The organism is Halomonas sp. YLB-10, from assembly GCF_003856855.1.
Taxonomy (GTDB): domain Bacteria; phylum Pseudomonadota; class Gammaproteobacteria; order Pseudomonadales; family Halomonadaceae; genus Halomonas; species Halomonas litopenaei.
Genome location: NZ_RRCU01000011.1, coordinates 82117 through 99856 on the forward strand (window position 1 = coordinate 82117; position 17740 = coordinate 99856).

At 65.3% G+C, this 17740-nt stretch carries 16 protein-coding genes and 1 CRISPR repeat array; of the genes, 9 read left to right on the forward strand and 7 right to left on the reverse strand.

Going from position 1 to position 17740, the window contains the following annotated elements; all coding sequences use genetic code 11:
• Positions 1 to 37 precede the first annotated feature (37 nt).
• Together cas1e and cas2e are read left to right on the forward strand one after the other, a co-directional pair.
• On the forward strand, positions 38 to 955 hold the full coding sequence (cas1e, locus tag EBB56_RS20775; RefSeq protein ID WP_124805231.1) for a type I-E CRISPR-associated endonuclease Cas1e: 918 nt from the start codon (positions 38 to 40) through the stop codon (positions 953 to 955).
• Between the two features lie 4 nt (positions 956 to 959).
• Entirely contained in the window at positions 960 to 1262 is a 303-nt protein-coding gene (cas2e, locus tag EBB56_RS20780) for a type I-E CRISPR-associated endoribonuclease Cas2e (RefSeq protein ID WP_124805232.1), read from the forward strand.
• 95 nt (positions 1263 to 1357) lie between these two features.
• Positions 1358 to 3462: direct repeats of the CRISPR family, unit length 29 nt; unit sequence CCGTTCCCCGCAGGCGCGGGGATCAACCG.
• Positions 3463 to 4003: 541 nt separating this feature from the next.
• Here the strand turns inward: cas2e and EBB56_RS20785 are convergent.
• The 6 genes from EBB56_RS20785 to EBB56_RS20810 form a co-directional block, all read right to left on the reverse strand.
• On the reverse strand, positions 4004 to 4228 hold the full coding sequence (locus EBB56_RS20785; protein WP_108132150.1) for a hypothetical protein: 225 nt from the start codon (positions 4226 to 4228) through the stop codon (positions 4004 to 4006).
• A gap of 238 nt (positions 4229 to 4466) precedes the next feature.
• Positions 4467 to 5948, reverse strand: coding sequence for a dihydropyrimidinase (gene hydA, locus EBB56_RS20790; protein WP_124805233.1), 1482 nt, complete (start codon positions 5946 to 5948; stop codon positions 4467 to 4469).
• Positions 5949 to 5992: 44 nt separating this feature from the next.
• On the reverse strand, positions 5993 to 7294 hold the full coding sequence (locus EBB56_RS20795; protein ID WP_108132151.1) for a TRAP transporter large permease: 1302 nt from the start codon (positions 7292 to 7294) through the stop codon (positions 5993 to 5995).
• Positions 7291 to 8019 carry a TRAP transporter small permease subunit gene (locus EBB56_RS20800; protein WP_124805234.1) on the reverse strand — a complete coding sequence of 243 codons (729 nt, stop codon included), beginning with the start codon at positions 8017 to 8019 and terminating at the stop codon, positions 7291 to 7293. The genes EBB56_RS20795 and EBB56_RS20800 overlap by 4 nt, the downstream gene beginning before the upstream one ends.
• A 74-nt stretch (positions 8020 to 8093) precedes the next feature.
• Positions 8094 to 9167 carry a TRAP transporter substrate-binding protein gene (locus EBB56_RS20805; protein WP_124805235.1) on the reverse strand — a complete coding sequence of 358 codons (1074 nt, stop codon included), beginning with the start codon at positions 9165 to 9167 and terminating at the stop codon, positions 8094 to 8096.
• A gap of 82 nt (positions 9168 to 9249) precedes the next feature.
• Positions 9250 to 9984, reverse strand: a complete 735-nt coding sequence (locus EBB56_RS20810) for an aspartate/glutamate racemase family protein (protein ID WP_124805236.1) — start codon at positions 9982 to 9984, stop codon at positions 9250 to 9252.
• A gap of 436 nt (positions 9985 to 10420) precedes the next feature.
• Here EBB56_RS20810 and EBB56_RS20815 point away from each other — a divergent pair, with 436 nt between their 5' ends.
• From EBB56_RS20815 to EBB56_RS20845, 7 genes are all read left to right on the forward strand, one after another.
• Complete coding sequence (locus tag EBB56_RS20815) at positions 10421 to 11128, forward strand: GntR family transcriptional regulator (RefSeq protein ID WP_045992404.1); 708 nt, start codon at positions 10421 to 10423, stop codon at positions 11126 to 11128.
• A 464-nt stretch (positions 11129 to 11592) separates the two neighbouring features.
• A complete protein-coding gene (locus tag EBB56_RS20820; protein WP_124805237.1) occupies positions 11593 to 12588 on the forward strand; it encodes a TRAP transporter substrate-binding protein in 996 nt (331 codons plus the stop codon).
• Positions 12585 to 13160, forward strand: a complete 576-nt coding sequence (locus tag EBB56_RS20825) for a TRAP transporter small permease (protein WP_124805238.1) — start codon at positions 12585 to 12587, stop codon at positions 13158 to 13160. Before EBB56_RS20820 ends, EBB56_RS20825 begins: the two co-directional genes overlap by 4 nt.
• Positions 13157 to 14437, forward strand: a complete 1281-nt coding sequence (locus EBB56_RS20830; RefSeq protein ID WP_108132155.1) for a TRAP transporter large permease — start codon at positions 13157 to 13159, stop codon at positions 14435 to 14437. Before EBB56_RS20825 ends, EBB56_RS20830 begins: the two co-directional genes overlap by 4 nt.
• 125 nt (positions 14438 to 14562) lie before the next feature.
• Positions 14563 to 15306: an aspartate/glutamate racemase family protein gene (locus tag EBB56_RS20835; protein WP_045992402.1), complete on the forward strand. Its 744-nt coding sequence runs from the start codon at positions 14563 to 14565 to the stop codon at positions 15304 to 15306.
• 88 nt (positions 15307 to 15394) lie between these two features.
• Positions 15395 to 16117 (forward strand): GntR family transcriptional regulator, encoded by a 723-nt coding sequence (locus tag EBB56_RS20840; RefSeq protein WP_124805239.1) that lies wholly within the window; start codon positions 15395 to 15397, stop codon positions 16115 to 16117.
• 154 nt (positions 16118 to 16271) lie between these two features.
• Positions 16272 to 16550: a hypothetical protein gene (locus tag EBB56_RS20845; RefSeq protein WP_124805240.1), complete on the forward strand. Its 279-nt coding sequence runs from the start codon at positions 16272 to 16274 to the stop codon at positions 16548 to 16550.
• Here the strand turns inward: EBB56_RS20845 and EBB56_RS20850 are convergent.
• On the reverse strand, positions 16521 to 17687 hold the full coding sequence (locus EBB56_RS20850) for a C45 family peptidase (protein ID WP_124805241.1): 1167 nt from the start codon (positions 17685 to 17687) through the stop codon (positions 16521 to 16523). The two genes, EBB56_RS20845 and EBB56_RS20850, sit on opposite strands and share 30 nt — an antisense overlap.
• Positions 17688 to 17740: the final 53 nt, after the last annotated feature.

The following is a 17740-nucleotide window of genomic DNA, read 5'->3' on the forward strand; positions in this document are numbered from 1 at the left end:
GTCGATGTATCCCCCTGAATGCTGCTGGAGGGTTGTCGTGACCTTTATTCCGCTCAAGCCCATTCCTATCAAGGACCGAGTATCGATGGTCTTTGTCGGCAAGGGGCAGATCGACGTGCGAGATGGCGCCTTCGTCGTGATCGATGAGGTCAATGGCGAACGCATGCATATCCCGGTGGGAGGCGTCGCCTGCCTGCTGTTGGAACCGGGGACCCGTGTATCTCACGCAGCAGTCAAGCTGGCAGCAGCGGTTGGCACTCTGCTGATCTGGGTCGGCGAGGCTGGCGTCAGGCTGTATAGCGCTGGACAGCCCGGTGGCGCGCGATCCGACAAGCTGCTGTACCAGGCTCGGCTGGCGCTGGATGAGGGGCTGCGCCTCAAGGTCGTGCGCAAGATGTTCGAATTGCGCTTTGGCGAGCCGCCGCCAAGTCGGCGTAGCGTCGATCAGCTTCGGGGTATGGAAGGGGCCAGAGTGCGCAAGACCTATCAGACGATGGCGCGCCAATATGGCGTCAGTTGGCAGGGGCGCCGCTATGATCCGGCAAGTTGGAACACCGCTGATGTTCCCAACCAGTGCCTGTCGGCGGCAACGGCGTGCCTGTACGGCGTTACCGAAGCCGCCGTGCTGGCCGCAGGCTACGCCCCCGCCATCGGTTTTCTGCATACCGGCAAGCCCTTGAGCTTTGTCTACGATATTGCCGATATCGTGAAGTTTGAAACTGTGGTGCCGGCGGCTTTCAAGGTGGCGGCAGATAACCCCCGCCAGCCCGAGCGAGAGGTTCGAGTCGCCTGTCGCAAGGCCTTTCGCAAGGCACGCCTGCTGGAACGGCTGATACCGATGATCGAAGAGGTATTGGCTGCCGGGGAGATCGAGGTGCCAGCGCCCCCTCAGGACGCCGTGCCACCAGCAATCCCCGCCGCCGCACCGAGCGGTGACGACGGTCACAGGAGCTGATGCGATGGCGATGCTGGTGGTAGTGACCGAAGCGGTTCCGCCGCGCTTGCGTGGGCGCTTGGCGATCTGGCTGCTCGAGCTGAGGGCCGGTGTCTACGTAGGGGACGTCAGCCGTCGTATCCGAGAAATGATCTGGGAGCAGATACAAGCCCTGGCGGAGGACGGCAATGTGGTGATGGCCTGGGCCTGGGCCTGTGCCGAGGAATCAGGTTTTGACTTCCAGACCTACGGCGATAATCGGCGTTTTCCGGTAGACCATGACGGACTACGGCTGGTGCGCTTTATTCCCAATTTTACAACCGATTGATTTTTATGGCTCTTTAAAAATCAGTAATAGCTAAAACGGCTGGTGGAAAGTTGCTTTAAGATTTTTCACTGCTAAAACAATCGTCTACGATTAGTCCGTTCCCCGCAGGCGCGGGGATCAACCGCAATCGGGCGACGTGGTGGTCGAGTCGTTCAACCGTTCCCCGCAGGCGCGGGGATCAACCGCGAACTCCTCATGCGTCACCCCCGGCGCGATACCGTTCCCCGCAGGCGCGGGGATCAACCGGCCGACCAGATGGGCTTCTGATAGCGCACGCCCCGTTCCCCGCAGGCGCGGGGATCAACCGACGGGGTGCCGCTGCCCCGGTTACGCACACCCCCGTTCCCCGCAGGCGCGGGGATCAACCGACTCAGGCACCGGGCAGACCTTTGACGAGGCGCCGTTCCCCGCAGGCGCGGGGATCAACCGGTCCACCCGGACTGGGTCTCCAGGGTCATGCGCCGTTCCCCGCAGGCGCGGGGATCAACCGATGGCGTAACCTTCGTCCGTGTAGGAGGTGCCCCGTTCCCCGCAGGCGCGGGGATCAACCGACAACGCTATGACTGGGAGGCGATCGAGCGCGCCGTTCCCCGCAGGCGCGGGGATCAACCGCGCACCGGATACGTCCCGTTCACCCGCTATGGCCGTTCCCCGCAGGCGCGGGGATCAACCGGTGCCAGTATTTCCTTGACTGGTACGAGGGCGCCGTTCCCCGCAGGCGCGGGGATCAACCGTTCTCCGGCGACCAGTCCTTCAGCACGGTCTGCCGTTCCCCGCAGGCGCGGGGATCAACCGGAGTAAACATCATGTGAGCACTGATCTTGATCCCGTTCCCCGCAGGCGCGGGGATCAACCGTCTTCAACGACTTCCTGTACTCGGCAGCCACCCCGTTCCCCGCAGGCGCGGGGATCAACCGGCCCCCATAGCACTTACTTGTTAGCGTCGAATCCGTTCCCCGCAGGCGCGGGGATCAACCGGCGGCTCCGAGATTTACATGATGCTGACGGCCCCGTTCCCCGCAGGCGCGGGGATCAACCGTACTTGCTCAGTGACAGCGGGCGCCCGTTGTTCCGTTCCCCGCAGGCGCGGGGATCAACCGAATGTTGCCTGGCAATCGCACATCCATGACGTCCCGTTCCCCGCAGGCGCGGGGATCAACCGCACACAGACCAAGAAGTCATCGAGGCGCTGGACCGTTCCCCGCAGGCGCGGGGATCAACCGCGCGCCTTTCATAAAAGGGTAAGAGATGACCGCCGTTCCCCGCAGGCGCGGGGATCAACCGTTGGCGAAGACTCGGCCGCCCTCGGCATTGAGCCGTTCCCCGCAGGCGCGGGGATCAACCGTGAAAGACCAGGCAAAGAAGAATGCGGCAACGCCGTTCCCCGCAGGCGCGGGGATCAACCGTAGGATGGGGTGTCGATCGACGGCGCTGCCGTCCGTTCCCCGCAGGCGCGGGGATCAACCGGTCGGCACCTCGACCTTTCCGGGAGGCGAACACCGTTCCCCGCAGGCGCGGGGATCAACCGGCCGACGCTTTCCCTTATCGTACCCGTCCTCACCGTTCCCCGCAGGCGCGGGGATCAACCGGTTGAGTAGACGCCGATGTCCTTGAACGCCTTCCGTTCCCCGCAGGCGCGGGGATCAACCGGCGTCGGTCTGACACAGTACGGCGGTGATCTCCCGTTCCCCGCAGGCGCGGGGATCAACCGTCGTCGCGCAGCACCCGCACCTGCTCCAGGTCCCGTTCCCCGCAGGCGCGGGGATCAACCGGACGGATGATGCGAGAGACCACAAAGCAGTGCCCGTTCCCCGCAGGCGCGGGGATCAACCGCCTGAACCCCCTACAAGCATCATCGCCGTGATCCGTTCCCCGCAGGCGCGGGGATCAACCGGCGTATCTGCCACTAGTAGTGTTGCTTTCGATCCGTTCCCCCGCATGCGCGGGGATCAACCGCGTTCTGCGCGGAGCATATCGAGCGCTATCAGCCGTTCCCCGCAGGCGCGGGGATCAACCGACGAGGTGCAGTGCAGCCTGCCGGGCGACCAGCCGTTCCCCGCAGGCGCGGGGATCAACCGGGCGGGTGCTCAGGCTCGTTTTTACGACACACCTGTTCCCCGCAGGCGCGGGGATCAACCGGGCGTGATGCGGTACGTGGTCGAGAGTGGCGACCATTCCCCGCAGGCGCGGGGATCAACCGGCCGGGCACGTTGCCCAGGTCAGAGCAGAACGCCGTTCCCGGCATTAGCAGGGATTAACCGAGATCGATGTGGACTTAACCACCGGCGGGACTCCATTCCTTACAGGTACGGGGCCAAATGGCGCCAGAGTCCACGAGGCGAGAGGGTGGCTGTGGGCTCTGTGAACGCGAAGAAAGATCTGGGGCTAGCGGTATCGCCAGCGAATCAGTAGCAAGCTCACGCCGAAAACGACGGCGGGCATGAGCCCCAGGACAATGATGGCGGCATTGTGACTCATGAGCTGCCTCCTTTGACGGCGTCTTCGGCCGCGCGTAGATGACCGAGGTAAGTGGCAATCCCCGCCAGGGTCACTGTGGCCAGGCCTATAGCCAATAGTAACAGGCCCACCGGGGCGTGCCTGTTGATATCACCAGAACCAGGGGTGTCGGTCGAGTTACGGATGCCTGCGCAGGTCCTGAAGGCGCATGATCAGCATGCCGACCAGATAGACCAGTGCAGGCGACAGGCCGATGGCGGCGCCAAGCAGGAGTTCGTTGAGTGTCATGCCTTACCCTCCTCTGTCGCGTCCTCATTGGCTCGAAGGGAGCCTAGCCGGTACGCGATCAGTGCCATCAGCAGCATGCCAAGCCCAATGGCGACCAGGGAAGTGGCCATCTGGGCCCTGGGGTTGATCAGGGCGCCAATGGTAGAGCCAATGATGACCCCTGTGGTGACCTTTTCAGATGCCTCCAGCAGTGCCTTCTCCCGATGATGTCTGACATTCATTGTAGCTCCATGGGGTCCTGGTCTCCACGAGGGGCCGTCGGCCCGCAGGAGTCGCCTGAGGACGCAAGCGCCGAGCACAACATGGTTGAGCGTAGCAGCCATGGTGCCAGTCCTCAGGTTCTCTGCTGGATGTTGCCTAGACACCATCTCTCCTAATCGGCCACAAACTTCACATCAGGCGGTTTGTAGCCGATTCTTGCCTTGTCTAGCCATCGCTCGTCGACTTTTTGTATGAAGCCTAGAACCCCTTGGCCTGCCCTCTGGGCCTAGCCGGGGTGGGCTTGTCGCAGCGCAGGAACTGGCCGTCACCGGCTTGGCCGCAGGGCTTGCCGTCGCGGGCGACGACCTGGCCTCGGCACAGCGCCATGACCACCCGCCCGGTCAGCTCCAGGCCTTCGTAGGGGGTGTAGTCCACCGCGTGGTGCAGATCGTCGTTGCGCACCGTGACCCGGGCCTCGGGGTCCCATAGGGTCAGGTCGGCGTCGCTGCCCACGGCGATGGTGCCCTTGCGCGGATAAAGGCCGTAGATCTTGGCCGGGTTGGTGGCGGTCAGCGCGACGAAGCGGGTGGCGTCGATGCGCTGCTTGACCACGCCCTCCGAGAACAGGATCGCCAGGCGCGTCTCGAGCCCCGGAATACCGTTGGGGATGCAGGAAAAACTCGCCTCCTCGCCATGCAGCTTCTTGCCCTTGTCGTCCTCGTAGCGGAAGGGCGCATGGTCCGACGAGAACACCTGGAAAACACCGCTTTCCAGCGCCTCCCACACCGCCTGCTGGGCCGCCGGGTCTCGGGGCGGTGGGCTGCACACGCACTTGGCGCCTTCGAAGCCGTCCTGGTCCAGGTCATCGGCGGTCAGCATCAGGTACTGGGGGCAGGTCTCGCCGTAGACCCGCAGGCCACGGCTCTGGGCCCAGCGGATCTGTTCGATCGCCTGGGAGCCGGAAACGTGGACGATCAGCAGCGGTACGTCGATCAGCTCGGCCAGCGAGATCGCGCGGTGGGTGGCCTCGCGTTCGGCGATGGAGGAGTGGGCCTCGGCGTGGTAGCGCGGGGCGGTGTGGCCCTGGGCTTCCAGCAGTTCGGTCAGGTAGGCGATGCAGTCGGCGTTTTCGGCGTGGACCATGACCATGGCGCCCTCGCGGCGGGCCAGCGCCAGCACTTCGAGCACCTCGCGGTCGTTGAGCTTCAGGTCATCGTAGGTCAGGTAGATCTTGAACGAGCTGTAACCCTCCTCGATCAGCGCCGGCAGCTCCTCGCGCAGCACCGTCTGGTTGGGGTCGGTGACGATCATGTGAAAGGCGTAGTCGATCATCGCCTTGCCGTCGCTCTCGCGGTGGTAGTCCTCCACCGCCGCGCGCAGCGACTGTCCCTTGAACTGGGCCGCGAAGGGAATCACCGTGGTGGTGCCACCGGCCGCCGCCGAGCGGGTACCGCTGGCGAAGTCATCTGCCATCACCGCGCCGTCACCCAGCGGCTGGGCCAGGTGGCAGTGGGCGTCGATGCCGCCGGGCATCACCCACAGGCCGCTGGCGTCGATGGTCTCGCCGACTGGGCCTGCACCCTCGGCGAGTCCTTCGCCGAGGGCGACGATACGCCCGTCGCGAATGCCGATATCGGCGACAAAGCGGTCGGCGGCGGTGATCACGGTGGCGTTGGTGATCAGAGTATCGAGGCGTTGCATCTTGCTCTCCAGAGACCGGCTCGCGCCGGAGTTATTCATTGTTGTTCAGGTGCTTGGTGCCAAGGCGTGGCGGATATCGCCGATCATCCCATCACCCCCGGCAGCCACAGCACGATGGCCGGCCATGCGGTGATCAGGGCGACGAAGGCGAGCATCACCGCGAGGAAGGGCAGGCTGCCGATCATCACGTCGACGATCGAGCCGCGTCCGCGCACCCCCTGCACCACGTAGAGGTTCATGCCGATGGGCGGGGTGATCAACGAGATTTCCATCATGATCACCAGAAATACGCCGAACCACACCGGATCGAAGCCGAACTGCACCACCATGGGCACCACGATGGGTACGGTGGCGATCATCATCGACAGGGTCTCGAGAAAGCAGCCCAGCACCAGGTAGAACACCACCAGTGCGAGGATCAGCCCCAGCGGCGACAGTCCCAGTTCCGAGACCCACTGGGTCAGGGCGAAGGGGATGCCGAGAATGCCGACGATATAGTTGAGAAAGAACGCCGCAGAGATGATCAGCATGATCATGGCGGTGGTACGTGCCATGGACAGAAAGCACTCGTGAAGCATGGCGATGGTCAGCTTGCGGTTGAGCGCCGCGAGCAGCAGTGCTGCCACCACCCCCAGGGCGGCGGCCTCGGTGGGGGTCGCCCAGCCGCTGTAGATGCTGCCGATGACGATGGCGAAGACGAACGCCGGCGGCAGCAGATCGACCAGCGAGCGCAGACGTTGGGCCAGCGGCACGCGCGGCTCGCGCTCGCCGGCGACCCCGGGGCGCAGCAGGCTCATGCCCATGATCACCAGCATGAAGGTGGCCGCCAGGGCAAGCCCGGGCACGATACCGGCGATAAACAGGGCGCCGATGGAGGTGTTGGTGATCGCCCCGTAGATGATCATGTTGATGCTGGGTGGAATCAGGATGCCGAGCGTCGCCCCTGCGGCCAGGGTGCCCAGCGCCAGGCGCTCGCTGTAGCCGCGCTCGGCGAAGGCCGGCAGGGCCACGGTGCCGATGGTGGCGGCGGTGGCCACCGACGAGCCGGACATGGCGGCGAACACCGATGAGGCGCCGATGTTGGTGTGCAGCAGACCGCCAGGCAGGCGGTTGAGCCACACCGACAGCGCCGAGTACATGCGCTCGGTGATGCCGGCCCGCAGCAGCAGCTCGCCGAGCAGGATAAACAGCGGAATGGCGGTCAGGATGAAGTCGTTGAGGGTGCCCCACAGCAGGTCGCCGAAGGAGAACAGCAGCGGGGTACCCAGGTAGAGCATGGCGCCGAGGGCGGCGGTGGTGAAGATGGCCACCGCCACATGGATGCCCAGCGCCATCATGGAAATCATCAGGCCAAAGCCCAGCAGTACCTCGGTGACGGAGATCATGGTGTCTTCTCCCGGCCGGCTATCTGGCCATCCGCCGAATGGCCAGGCGTGGCAGCCTCCGCTGCAACATAGTGGCGGCGTGCCTCGTCGAGCTCGTCATCGGCGCTGAGCGGGTCGCAGCCGGCGTTGAGCGCGTCGATCTGGCCGCGCGCCAGCTGGACTCCGGCCCGGACGGCGGCGCGCAGGGTGACGATGGCGAACACCGAAAGCCCGATCAGCCACAGCGACTGGGGGATCCACAGCGGGGTCTGCAGTGGGGTGCTGGCCAGGCTGGAGAACTCCAGGGTCTCGCCCAGGGTCGCGCCCGCCCGCCACAACATAAACAGCGAAAACACGCACAACAGCACCAGCGCCACCAGGTTGAGCAGGGCGCGCAGCCGGGGCGGCAGTCGCGTCAGCAGGACGTCGACCCGGGTATGGGCGCGCTGGGTCAGGGCGAAGGCGAAGCTGAAGGCGACACCGATAGCCAGCACATAGCCACCGATCTCGTCGACCCCCTGCAGCGAGAAGGCGAAGAACTTGCGCGCCAGCACCTCGAAGGTGATCAGCGCAGACAGCAACAGCGCGCCGTAGCCGGCGGCCAGAGCGGCACCGCGGGACAGTCGGGTGAGTCCCCGGTCGAGCCGGGAGTCCGGCGATGCAGCCGTCGAGGCGGCAACGGATGAAGCGCCGGGCGATCTGGCGTCGGGTGGCGGATGCGCACCGGAGGGACGGGAATCGGACATCGGGATGCTCCTGGGGTCGGGGCCGCCGCATGGGCGGCCCCTGGTCGTGGGCGACAGGGTCGATCAGCCGCCGCTCAGGGCGCGCTGGCGCTCAGGCCGGTGACCTCGCCGACGCTTGCGTTCCACAGCGCGGTGCACTCGGGGTAGCGGGCGTCGCAGGTCTCCGCCCACACCGGCAGCACCGCCTCGGAGGTGATCTGTTCGATGCGCGCGCGGGAGTCCTCGTCGATGTCCACCAGGGTCATGTCGTAGGCGGTGTGGTTCTTGCAGCTCGGCTGACCGGTATTGCAGGCGATGGCATCGTCGTTGACGGTGTAGGCCAGGTCCCACATCTGGTCCTCGAGGCGGGCGAAGGCTTCGCTCAGCGACGCCTGCTGCTCGGCGTCGAAGCCGTTCCAGGTGTCCAGGTTCATGAAGTGGCCCTGCACCGAGTAGGACAGCGGCAGCGGCACGAAGTGATCGGTCACCTCCGGCCACTTGCCGTTACTGCCGGCCGACGGTGCGGTCACTCCGCAGTCGGCGACGCCGCGCTGCAGCGCCAGGTAGACCTCGCTGAACTGCAGCGTCACCGGCACCGCGCCGAGTCCTTCCACCAGCCGTGACATCGACGGCGTGAACACCCGCACCTTCTTGCCCGCCAGGTCGTCGGCACCGTTGATGTCACCGTTGCAGAACATCATCTGCGGGCCGAATGGCCACAGCGTCATCAGCTTGGCGTTGAAGCGTTCCTGCAGGCGGGCGTCGAAGTCGGCGCGGAACGCGTCCACCGCCTCGCGCTGCTGGTCCAGGTCGGCGGTGACCCCGGCCAGATCGATGCCCTCGAAGAACGGCTCGTCGCGGGAGGCCATACCGATCTGCACCGACATCACGTCGAAGGCACCGGAGCGTATGTTGCGCAGGGCGTCCGCGGCTTCCACGCCGATGGCGTCCATCGGGTTGTAGCTCACCGCCAGGTCGTCACGGGCATCGAGCTCGGCGAAGAAGGGCCGCTCCACGTTGTCCACGTGCAGCTTGTTGCCGGAGAAATTGCCGGCTACTCGCAGCAGGGTTTCGGCCTGGGCCTGGCTGGTGGCCACCAGCAGGGGGGCGGCGATCAGGGCGCCGAGGGTAAGCCGGCGGGTCGCCGTCACGAGGGTGGGAGTCGTCATGGGAGAACCTCATCTTGTTGTTGGTGGTTGTTGCAGGTGCTGATGTTGCTATTGCTGTTTCTGTCGAGAGGGCAGGGGAGTGTCAGCCGAGCCGAGGGTCGTGAAACAGCTGGCCCCAGCCGTTGATGGCGCTGGGGTCCTGGCCTGCCAGCAGCAGGCTCTTCCACACGGTGACGCTGACCGAGTCGTAGATGGGAATACCGAGTTCCCGCTCCAGCTCCTCGACGATGCCGGCCCCGCGCAGGTTGGTGCACAGGATGGTGATCGCCTCCGGCTCGGCTCGGGCGACCTCGCGGACCATCTCGGCCAGGGTCTGCTCATCGTATTCGGAGAACGAGAAGTTGCCGCGGTCGTTGAGGTGACGCTCGGCCACCACCTCGACTCCTTCACGCCGGTAGTTGTCGACGATGGCGGTCTGGATGTCGTCAAGGTATGGGGTGACCAGCCCTAGACGCTTGACCCCGGAGCGCTCGAGCACCTCGTTGAGCGCCAGCACGCTGCTGGTCGCCGGTATGCCGGTGGCTTCGGTGATAGCGGCGCACAGGCGGCGGTCGGCGTCGAACCCGAGCCAGCTCGAGGAGGTGCCATTCCAGGCGATCACGTCCATGCGGGCATCGCTGAGCAGGCGGGCGGCGTCAAGCTGTGGTGCGGGGTCGAACTGGGCCAGGGCCGCCTCGCTCAGCGAGATTTCCTTGACCGTGAAGCGCTGAAAGTGGGCACTGACCGCTGGCATGAGGTCTCGCAGGATGGCGCTGGTGTAGGGCTCCAGCACGGTGTTCGACGAGGGGGTCAGCATTCCGAGAAGGGTGCGTTGCATGGGCGTGGCGATCCTGTGCAAGGTCGTGTTGTTGTTGTGTGGGGCGTGCCCCGGAGGCGGATCGGCGGTGGCCGGTCTTGCCTGTGGCGCGCTACACTGAATCTTGAAAGAAATTCGGAATTCCAAATTTCTACGACCTTTTCAGCATTGCATAACATCGAGTTTTTGCAAGTACACTGCATCAATCGCCGTGACATCTTGCTGTGAAGGCGGCAGTGAACACCTGGCGACCGTCGTGGAATCCGCGCCTTGGGATCTTCGATGGGGGGTGGAAACAACTTTGATTTCAGCGCTTTGTTGAGTGCTGGTGGTCGATGGTCGGCGTGCTGAGCACTCGGTGCCCGCTCCAGGGCGCTGTGGGCTGAAGCGACGCCCGAGTCCTCCGCAAGCAGTCAGCATGAGCACCCAGGAGCACCGAGGAGCAAAAGGAGCCGCCATGAACGAGTCCCTGGATCAGGACGTGCTGTCACCGCCTCGCCCGGCGCCGCTCAAGCGCTCGAGCCTTTACGAGGCGGTGGCCGAGCGCCTGCGCGAAATGGTACTGGAAGGAGAGCTGGCCCCCGGCAGCCGGATCGCGGAAAAACCGCTGTGCGAGGCCTTTGGGGTGTCGCCGACGCCACTGCGCCAGGCGCTCAAGGTGCTGGCCAGCGAAGGCTTGGTCGAGATGCTGCCCCATCGTGGGGCCCGGGTGACCAGGGTGGATCGTGACGAGGTACGTGATCTGTTCGAGGTCATGGCGGCACTGGAGTCGCTGGCGGGCAACCTGCTGGCGGTGCGCGCCTCTGATGCTGACATCGCCGAGATCCGCCGACTCCATGACGAGATGATGGGCTATTTCGCGGACAATCAGCGCAAGCGCTACTTTGCCCTCAATCAACGCATTCACCAGCGTCTGGCGGACCTGTCCGGCAATCGGGTGCTGAAGGACCTGGAGCAATCGCTGACGTTGCGTATTACCCGGGCGCGCTACATGGCCAACCTGGACGCCAGCCGCTGGGAGGAGTCCGCTCGCGAGCACAGCTACTTCGTCGAGGCGCTTGAGGCGCGGGACGCCCAGGCGCTGTCCGAGGCCCTGAGCCTGCATATGCGCAAGACCGGCCAGGCCGTGCTGCAGGGGCTGCCCGACAACGCTGGCGACGACTGACCGCGAGCGTTGCCTGGCGAGGGGCCGCAGGTGCTGGCCGCGCCGTCCCCCGAACCCTTTCTGCCGAACCTTTTCTCCCGAACGCTTTCTCCTAAACCTTTGCCCTCGAGCCCCTTTTCCCAGGGCTCTTTTCCCTTCGAGCCTCCCCTCAAGCCCTGCATCAAGGGGCTTGGTCTCACTGCTCCTTGCTACCGGACACTCCCCGCCGTGCACGGCTTGCCACCCATGGTTCGCCACCCACGGCTCGGCGCCCGGAAGATCTCCTTCCGCATGGCCTCCGCATGTCATAAGTCGCTTCTTGCTGAATTGGAAAACAATAACTATCTGATAAATAAAGTGTTTAAAAAAAATAGTATTCAAGATTTGGAATTCTTGAGTGTGTTCGACTAAGGTCAAAGCAGGTGGGCTCGCTTGAGCGTTCCATCACCGATTCCTTACCCAATACCAACAACAAGGATTGCGACATGACGACTCCCTCCCGTCTTTCCCTGCTGGGTGCCGGCGCGCTGGCCCTGGGTCTTTGCACACCGCTGCTGGCCCAGGCCGAAGACCTGCGCTTTGGCGGCAACTTCACCGATGATCACTCCAGCAGTCGCGCCATGGTGCGCTTCGCCGAGACCCTGGCGGAGCAGAGCGATGGCGATCTGACAGCCCAGCTGTTCCCCAACATGCAGCTTGGCGGCGCCGGCGAGAATCTCGATCAGGTCAGTTCCGGCGCCATCATGGGCAGCTGGATCGGCATCTCCTACCTGTCGCGTACCGTGCCGGAACTCGAGGCGCTGAGCCTGCCGTTCGCCTTCGACAGCCGCGAGGACGCCTTTGCGCTGATCGACGGCGAGGTCGGCGAGCTGCTCGACGAGAAGCTCGCCGAGGCCGGGTTCGTGGCGCTGGGCTACATGGAGCTTGGCTTCCGCCACGTCACCAACGCCGAGCGGCCGCTTGAGTCGATCGAGGACTTTCAGGACCTGAAGATCCGCCTGCAGCCCAACCAGACCCACCTAGACACCTTCCGCGCCATCGGTGCCAATCCGGTGTCGATGGACATCAAGGAGGTCTACGGCGCGCTGCAGCAGGGGGTACTCGATGGTCAGGAGAACCCCTACAGCATCATCGAGACCAAGCGTCTGGACGAGGTGCAGCCGTACCTGTCCGATACCGGCCACTTCTACGACTACATCGTGGTGGTCGCCAATCGCGACAAGTTCGAAGACCTGAGCGACGACCAGCGTGCCACCTTGATGGCGGCCATGGACGAGGCGGTGGCCTGGCAGCGTGAGACCGCGGCGGCCGAGGATACCCAGGCCCGCGAGACGCTGATCGAGCGCGGCATGCAGTTCACTCCGATCAGCGACGAGACCCGCGCGGCCCTGCGCGAGGCCAGCCAGAGCGTAGTGGATGATCTGCGCGAAAAGCTCGGCGCTGAGCTGGTCGACAAGGTGCTCGAGGAGCTGGGGGCATGACACGGGCCTGGCAACGCCTGGAGGCCCACGCGGGCCATCCGGTTCGGCGCCATTTCCTGCATCTGCTGGCATGGCTGGACCGTGGCTCCTACTACGCCATCCTGCTGGCCATGGGCCTGATGACGGTGCTGGTGTGCGCCCAGGTGGTGGCACGCTACCTGCTCGGCACCAGTATCGACTCCGCCGATGAGCTGTCCCGGTTGTGCTTTGTGTGGGCGATCTTTCTGGCCATTCCCCACGGTATCAAGAGTGGCATCCACGTCGGTATCGATGCCCTTGTCAGCCACTTGCCCGCCGGCGCCCAGCGCCGGCTGGCCCAGCTGATGGCGGCGTTGGGGGTGGTACTGATGGTGATCCTGGGGGTGGTGGGAACCGGTGCGGTGATCGACAAGTGGCCGCAGCTGATGCCAACCATGCCGATCACTGCGGCGGTGTTCTATATCGCGGTGCTGATCTCGGCGATCCACTGTGCGCTGCATCTGATCGCCCAGTGCCTGGAGCTTGAGCCGCTGCCTTCCGCCCCGGTTGGACCCGACTCAGGCCATGACCGCGGTGAGGAGGTGCGCCCATGACCCTGGCGATTATTCTGAGCTTTGCGGTACTGGCGCTTCTGCGTATGCCGCTGGCCTTTGCCCTGGGCCTTGCCTCGCTGGTGGGGCTGGTCGTTGGCGGCATGGACCTGGCGGTGCTGCCACAGCGCATGATGCACTCGGTGGACAGCTTTCCGCTGATGGCGATTCCGTTGTTCATGCTGGCCGGCGAGTTGATGGTGGCGGCAGGGATTCTTCAGCGCCTGGTCGATTTCGCCAACTCGTTGATCGGCCGCGTCCACGGTGGGCTCGCCCACGTGGCGATCGTCGCCGGCATGGTGCTGGCGGCGGTCAGCGGGGCGGCGGTGGCCAGTGCCAGCGCCCTGGGCAGTTCGCTGGTGCCGTCCATGCGTCAGCAGTACGACACCGGCTACAGCAGCGCGGTGGTCGCTTCGGCGGCCAACCTGGGGGCGATCATCCCGCCCAGCAACGCGATGATCGTCTACGCCTTGATGGCCGGCTCCAGCGTCTCGGTAGGCGGGCTGTTCATGGCGGGTATCGTGCCGGGACTGGTGCTGGCGCTGGGCTTCATGGGCCTGGCCAGCTTCCTGTCGATGCGCCGTGGCTATCCGCTGGCCGGCGGAGTCATCGGGCTGCGCCACGTGCTGGTGCAGACCTGGCGGGCGCTGCCCATTCTGCTGATGCCGATCGTCGTGGTCGGCGGCATCGTCGCCGGTGCTTTCACCCCGACGGAGGGGGCCGGCATTGCCGTGCTCTACGCGCTGGTGATCGGCTTCTTCGTCACCCGCCAGCTACGCCTGTCGCACCTGCCGCGGGCGATGTTCAACGCCGCGGTCACCGCCGCCATGGTGGGGGCGCTGATCGCCTTCGCCTCGACCATGACCTTTGCCTTCACCATCGATCTGGTGCCGATGCGTCTGACCAGCGCCCTGCAGGGGCTGACCAGCGACCCGCTGATGTTCCTTCTGCTGGTGATGGGGCTGTTGATCCTGGTCGGCATGTTCGTCGAGTCCAACGCCGCCTACATCATGCTGGTGCCTCTGCTGGCACCGATCGCGCTGTCCTACGGCATCGATCCGCTGCTGTTCGGCTTTCTGTTCGTGATGAACCTGGTGGTGGGCATGATGACGCCGCCGGTGGGGGTGCTGCTGTTCGTGATGTGCGGCATCTCCAATATCAGCCTGAACGAGCTGATGAAGAGCGCCTGGCCCTTCATCGTCTTCCAGTACGTGGTGCTGGTGGCGTGTATCGCCTTCCCCTCGCTGGTCACCTGGCTGCCGCGGGCACTGGGGTACTGAATGATCGAGGTACTGACGTCTGAGGTACTGGCGACTGAAGTACGGCATCGACCGAACGACAAGCTACGAAAAGGCCGAGGTGTCGCATCCGCCGCCTCGGACCGGCCCACTACAAAGAGACTGCCATGAAGCTTCTGGTCATCAATCCCAATATCTCAGACGACGTCAGTGCGCTGATCGAGCGTGAAGCACGGGCAAGCCTGCGCCCGGGCAGCGAGCTGAGCATCGCCACCGCGCCCTTCGGTGTGGCCTACATCGAGACCCGCGCCGAGGCGCTGATCGGCGGCTATGCGACCCTGGGTCTCGCCGCCGAGCGCTACCCCGGCCACGACGCTGTGGTGGTGGCCGCCTTCGGCGATCCCGGTCTGCCCGCGTTGCGCGAGGCCCTGCCGATCCCGGTGGTGGGGCTGACCGAAGCGGCGCTGATGAGCGCCTGTCAGTACGGCGGGCGTTTCTCGATCATCGCCATCTCCCAGCGCATCCAGGCCTGGTACCGCGAAACCGTGGACAGCTACGGCCTGGGCTCGCGGCTGGCCAGTATCCGCGCCCTGGATGAACCTCTGGCGGCCATCGGTAGCGTGCAGCAGGACCAGGGCGGGCGCCTGATCGAGCTGGCCGAACAGGCGGTCAGAGAGGACGGCGCCGATGTGCTGATCCTGGCCGGGGCCCCGTTGGCGGGGTTGGCCCGCCAGGTCGCCGCCGAGCTGCCGGTGCCGGCGCTGGACGGCGTGACCTGCGCCATCACCCAGGCCCAGGCGCTGGTCGATCTCGGTCGCGCCAAGGCCACCGTCGGCAGCTACGCCGCACCCCCCGACAAGCCGCACAAGGGCTTGAGCAGGGAGCTGGCAACGCTGATCGGCCGGCGCTGACCTCTCGTCTCCGGGCCAGCCCCGTCGCTATACTTGGACGCTGGCCCTATCCTTGTTCCTTTCCCTCACCGGTCGCTGGATCCTGCCCATGACGTCGACAACCGACGACGCCACCGTCGCTTCACCCTCCGAGAGAGGCGCGCGTCAGCGAGCGCCTCACCGCCGCCGCATCCAGGCGCCGTCCCTGGCCGATGAAGCCTACGACTTGCTCAAGGGGCTGATCGTCCACGGTGAGCTGGCCCCGGGGGAGCGTCTGCTGGAGCCGGCTCTGTGTCGGCGTCTGGGCATCTCGCGCACGCCCCTGCGCGATGCCTTGAATCAGCTGGCGGGTGAAGGCCTGGTGACCCTGCGGCGCAATCGCAACGCCCTGGTCACCCTGCTTGATGGTGACGAGCTGCGTCATCTGTTCGAGGTCGAGGCCGGGCTCGAGGCCATGGCGGTGGAACTGGCGGCCGGGCGCATGACAGAGACCGAGCTCAAGCGGCTGGCCTCACTGCAGACTCGCCTGGAAAAGCAGCACGCCAAGGGCGATCGCGACGGCTACTTCGCCACCAATACCCGTATCCACGCGCTGCTGGTCGAGGCGGCGCGCAATCCGGTGCTGGTGGAAACCCACCAGCGCCTGCTGGGTCGGTTGGAGCGGGCGCGTTATCTGGCGCTGAATCGCCTCGGCCGCTGGCAGGAGTCCACCGATGAGCATCGCGCCATCCTCGATGCCTTGATCGCCAGGGACGCCGACCTTGCCCGCCGCCACATGCACGAACACGTCATGCACACCGGTGTCGCCATCAGCGCCTTGCTGACACGCTGAGTCTTGCGACAGACATGGCGACGGTCGCCTGCTTCTTCTGGTCGCTGAACAGCGATGATCAGGACGAGCCTTGACAGGCCACCCAAACACGACCATATTTCAAATGTTAATGATTCTCATTGTTTTGGGCTATCAGCGTCTGCAGGAGGTCGTCATGTCCTATCGCATCAAGACCGCGCTTCACGGAGCCAACCCGACCCTCGAGATCTTCGACGTCAGCTCGGGCTCCATGCGCATGGCGTGGAAGTACCCGAAGGAGGTGGGCAGCGAAGAGAAGGATCCCGAACTCGCCTCGCTGCGCCGAGAGGAGGCGATCCACGAGCTGTTTCGGCGGCTGTTTCTGCTGACCACCGAACAGTACCTGAAAGGCGAACTCGGCAGGGACGGAAGCGAGGCGTCAGGGTCACACGGCGGTGGGCACAAGGCGCATTGAATGGGTGGTCTGGCAGGGCTTGCCGTGGCGTAGCCACAGCACCTTGTCGGTCAGGTCCATGACCACGCTGAACAGCGTTTCCATCCGCTCGGCTTCAGCGACGCTCGGGTCGAAGTGGCGACACAGGCTGTCCTCGCCGGGGGTATGATCGCCGAGCAGATCGAACAACCGCTCGGCGTCGAGGGTGGCGCTCTCGTTGGGGGCTGTGCTCGCTGTACCCCGTTCTGTCCCCCTCTCATCCGCACCCGAGCCATCCATACCCAGGTCGTCGAGCAGTTGCTCGACCAGCGCGTCGAGACGACTCAGGCGGGACCAGGAGTCCGGCTTGGGGAAGTCCTCGACCCAGTGGGTGGCGGTGTCACTGACCAGGTGATTGGTATGGGTGACGACCCCGCGAGCCGATGCGATGGTTCCCGGTTGCCCGGGGTGAACCTCGAGCCCTTCCGCCTGGCCGCTGCCGTCGGCCAGCAGGAAGTGGGCGGGTGCACAGACACCGTCGTGGGCGATCTGCCGGGCGGCGTCGAGGGTCTCGCACTCGAGCATGGCGCGCAGGGCGATATGGATCGGCAGACCCTCGCCACAGGTCGCCGAGCGGATGGCATTGAGTCCGACTCCGACGCCATTGGCGTTGAGTCCTATCTTGCCGACCATGCCGGCCTCGCCCACGCTGATCAACGGCGGCGCGCCGGGAGCCTGGATCTCGAGGATCACCAGATGGTCGAGTTGGTCGGCGCGCCAGTCCCAGTTCTGGGCGAGCCACTGGCGGCCGGCGTGATAGAGCGAAAAGGCCGAGCAGCCACCGCCGGCGCGGGTCAGCGACACCTCGCTGCGACAGTTGAGGGTAAGCACGTCGGCCAGATCACCGCCGATGCCCTGGGCGATGCCGTCTAGCTCCTCGAGGATGGCCGGGTAGCGCCGCTCGATCATCGGCAGGAAGCGTTCGGCGTCGCGTCGCGCCTCGTGCCAGCGCAGGCCCGCCAGGTCATGAAACAGTCGGTCGTAGACGTCGATGCTGGCAAGGATCGCCTCACGGTGCTGGCTGCCGTGGGCACGGCCGATGTCGAGGCGGCTGCCGGAGAGCCTGGTGGGTGTCAACGACGAGCAGGAGGGGGTGGGAGAGGACGTGGAGGGGGTCATGAAGTGCTCCCTGCGATCGAAGCGGCTGGCGCCGGGTCGCTGACATGGGTGGA

Bases quoted from the DNA above. Each gene is read 5' to 3' on its own strand.
- hydA (WP_124805233.1), bottom strand. From the start codon at position 5,948: ATGAATAACTCCGGCGCGAGCCGGTCTCTGGAGAGCAAGATGCAACGC.
- EBB56_RS20805 (WP_124805235.1), bottom strand. From the start codon at position 9,167: ATGACGACTCCCACCCTCGTGACGGCGACCCGCCGGCTTACCCTCGGC.
- EBB56_RS20815 (WP_045992404.1), top strand. From the start codon at position 10,421: ATGAACGAGTCCCTGGATCAGGACGTGCTGTCACCGCCTCGCCCGGCG.
- EBB56_RS20785 (WP_108132150.1), bottom strand. From the start codon at position 4,228: ATGAATGTCAGACATCATCGGGAGAAGGCACTGCTGGAGGCATCTGAA.
- EBB56_RS20840 (WP_124805239.1), top strand. From the start codon at position 15,395: ATGACGTCGACAACCGACGACGCCACCGTCGCTTCACCCTCCGAGAGA.
- EBB56_RS20825 (WP_124805238.1), top strand. From the start codon at position 12,585: ATGACACGGGCCTGGCAACGCCTGGAGGCCCACGCGGGCCATCCGGTT.
- EBB56_RS20830 (WP_108132155.1), top strand. From the start codon at position 13,157: ATGACCCTGGCGATTATTCTGAGCTTTGCGGTACTGGCGCTTCTGCGT.
- EBB56_RS20810 (WP_124805236.1), bottom strand. From the start codon at position 9,984: ATGCAACGCACCCTTCTCGGAATGCTGACCCCCTCGTCGAACACCGTG.
- EBB56_RS20800 (WP_124805234.1), bottom strand. From the start codon at position 8,019: ATGTCCGATTCCCGTCCCTCCGGTGCGCATCCGCCACCCGACGCCAGA.
- EBB56_RS20795 (WP_108132151.1), bottom strand. From the start codon at position 7,294: ATGATCTCCGTCACCGAGGTACTGCTGGGCTTTGGCCTGATGATTTCC.
- EBB56_RS20835 (WP_045992402.1), top strand. From the start codon at position 14,563: ATGAAGCTTCTGGTCATCAATCCCAATATCTCAGACGACGTCAGTGCG.
- EBB56_RS20850 (WP_124805241.1), bottom strand. From the start codon at position 17,687: ATGACCCCCTCCACGTCCTCTCCCACCCCCTCCTGCTCGTCGTTGACA.
- EBB56_RS20845 (WP_124805240.1), top strand. From the start codon at position 16,272: ATGTCCTATCGCATCAAGACCGCGCTTCACGGAGCCAACCCGACCCTC.
- cas2e (WP_124805232.1), top strand. From the start codon at position 960: ATGGCGATGCTGGTGGTAGTGACCGAAGCGGTTCCGCCGCGCTTGCGT.
- EBB56_RS20820 (WP_124805237.1), top strand. From the start codon at position 11,593: ATGACGACTCCCTCCCGTCTTTCCCTGCTGGGTGCCGGCGCGCTGGCC.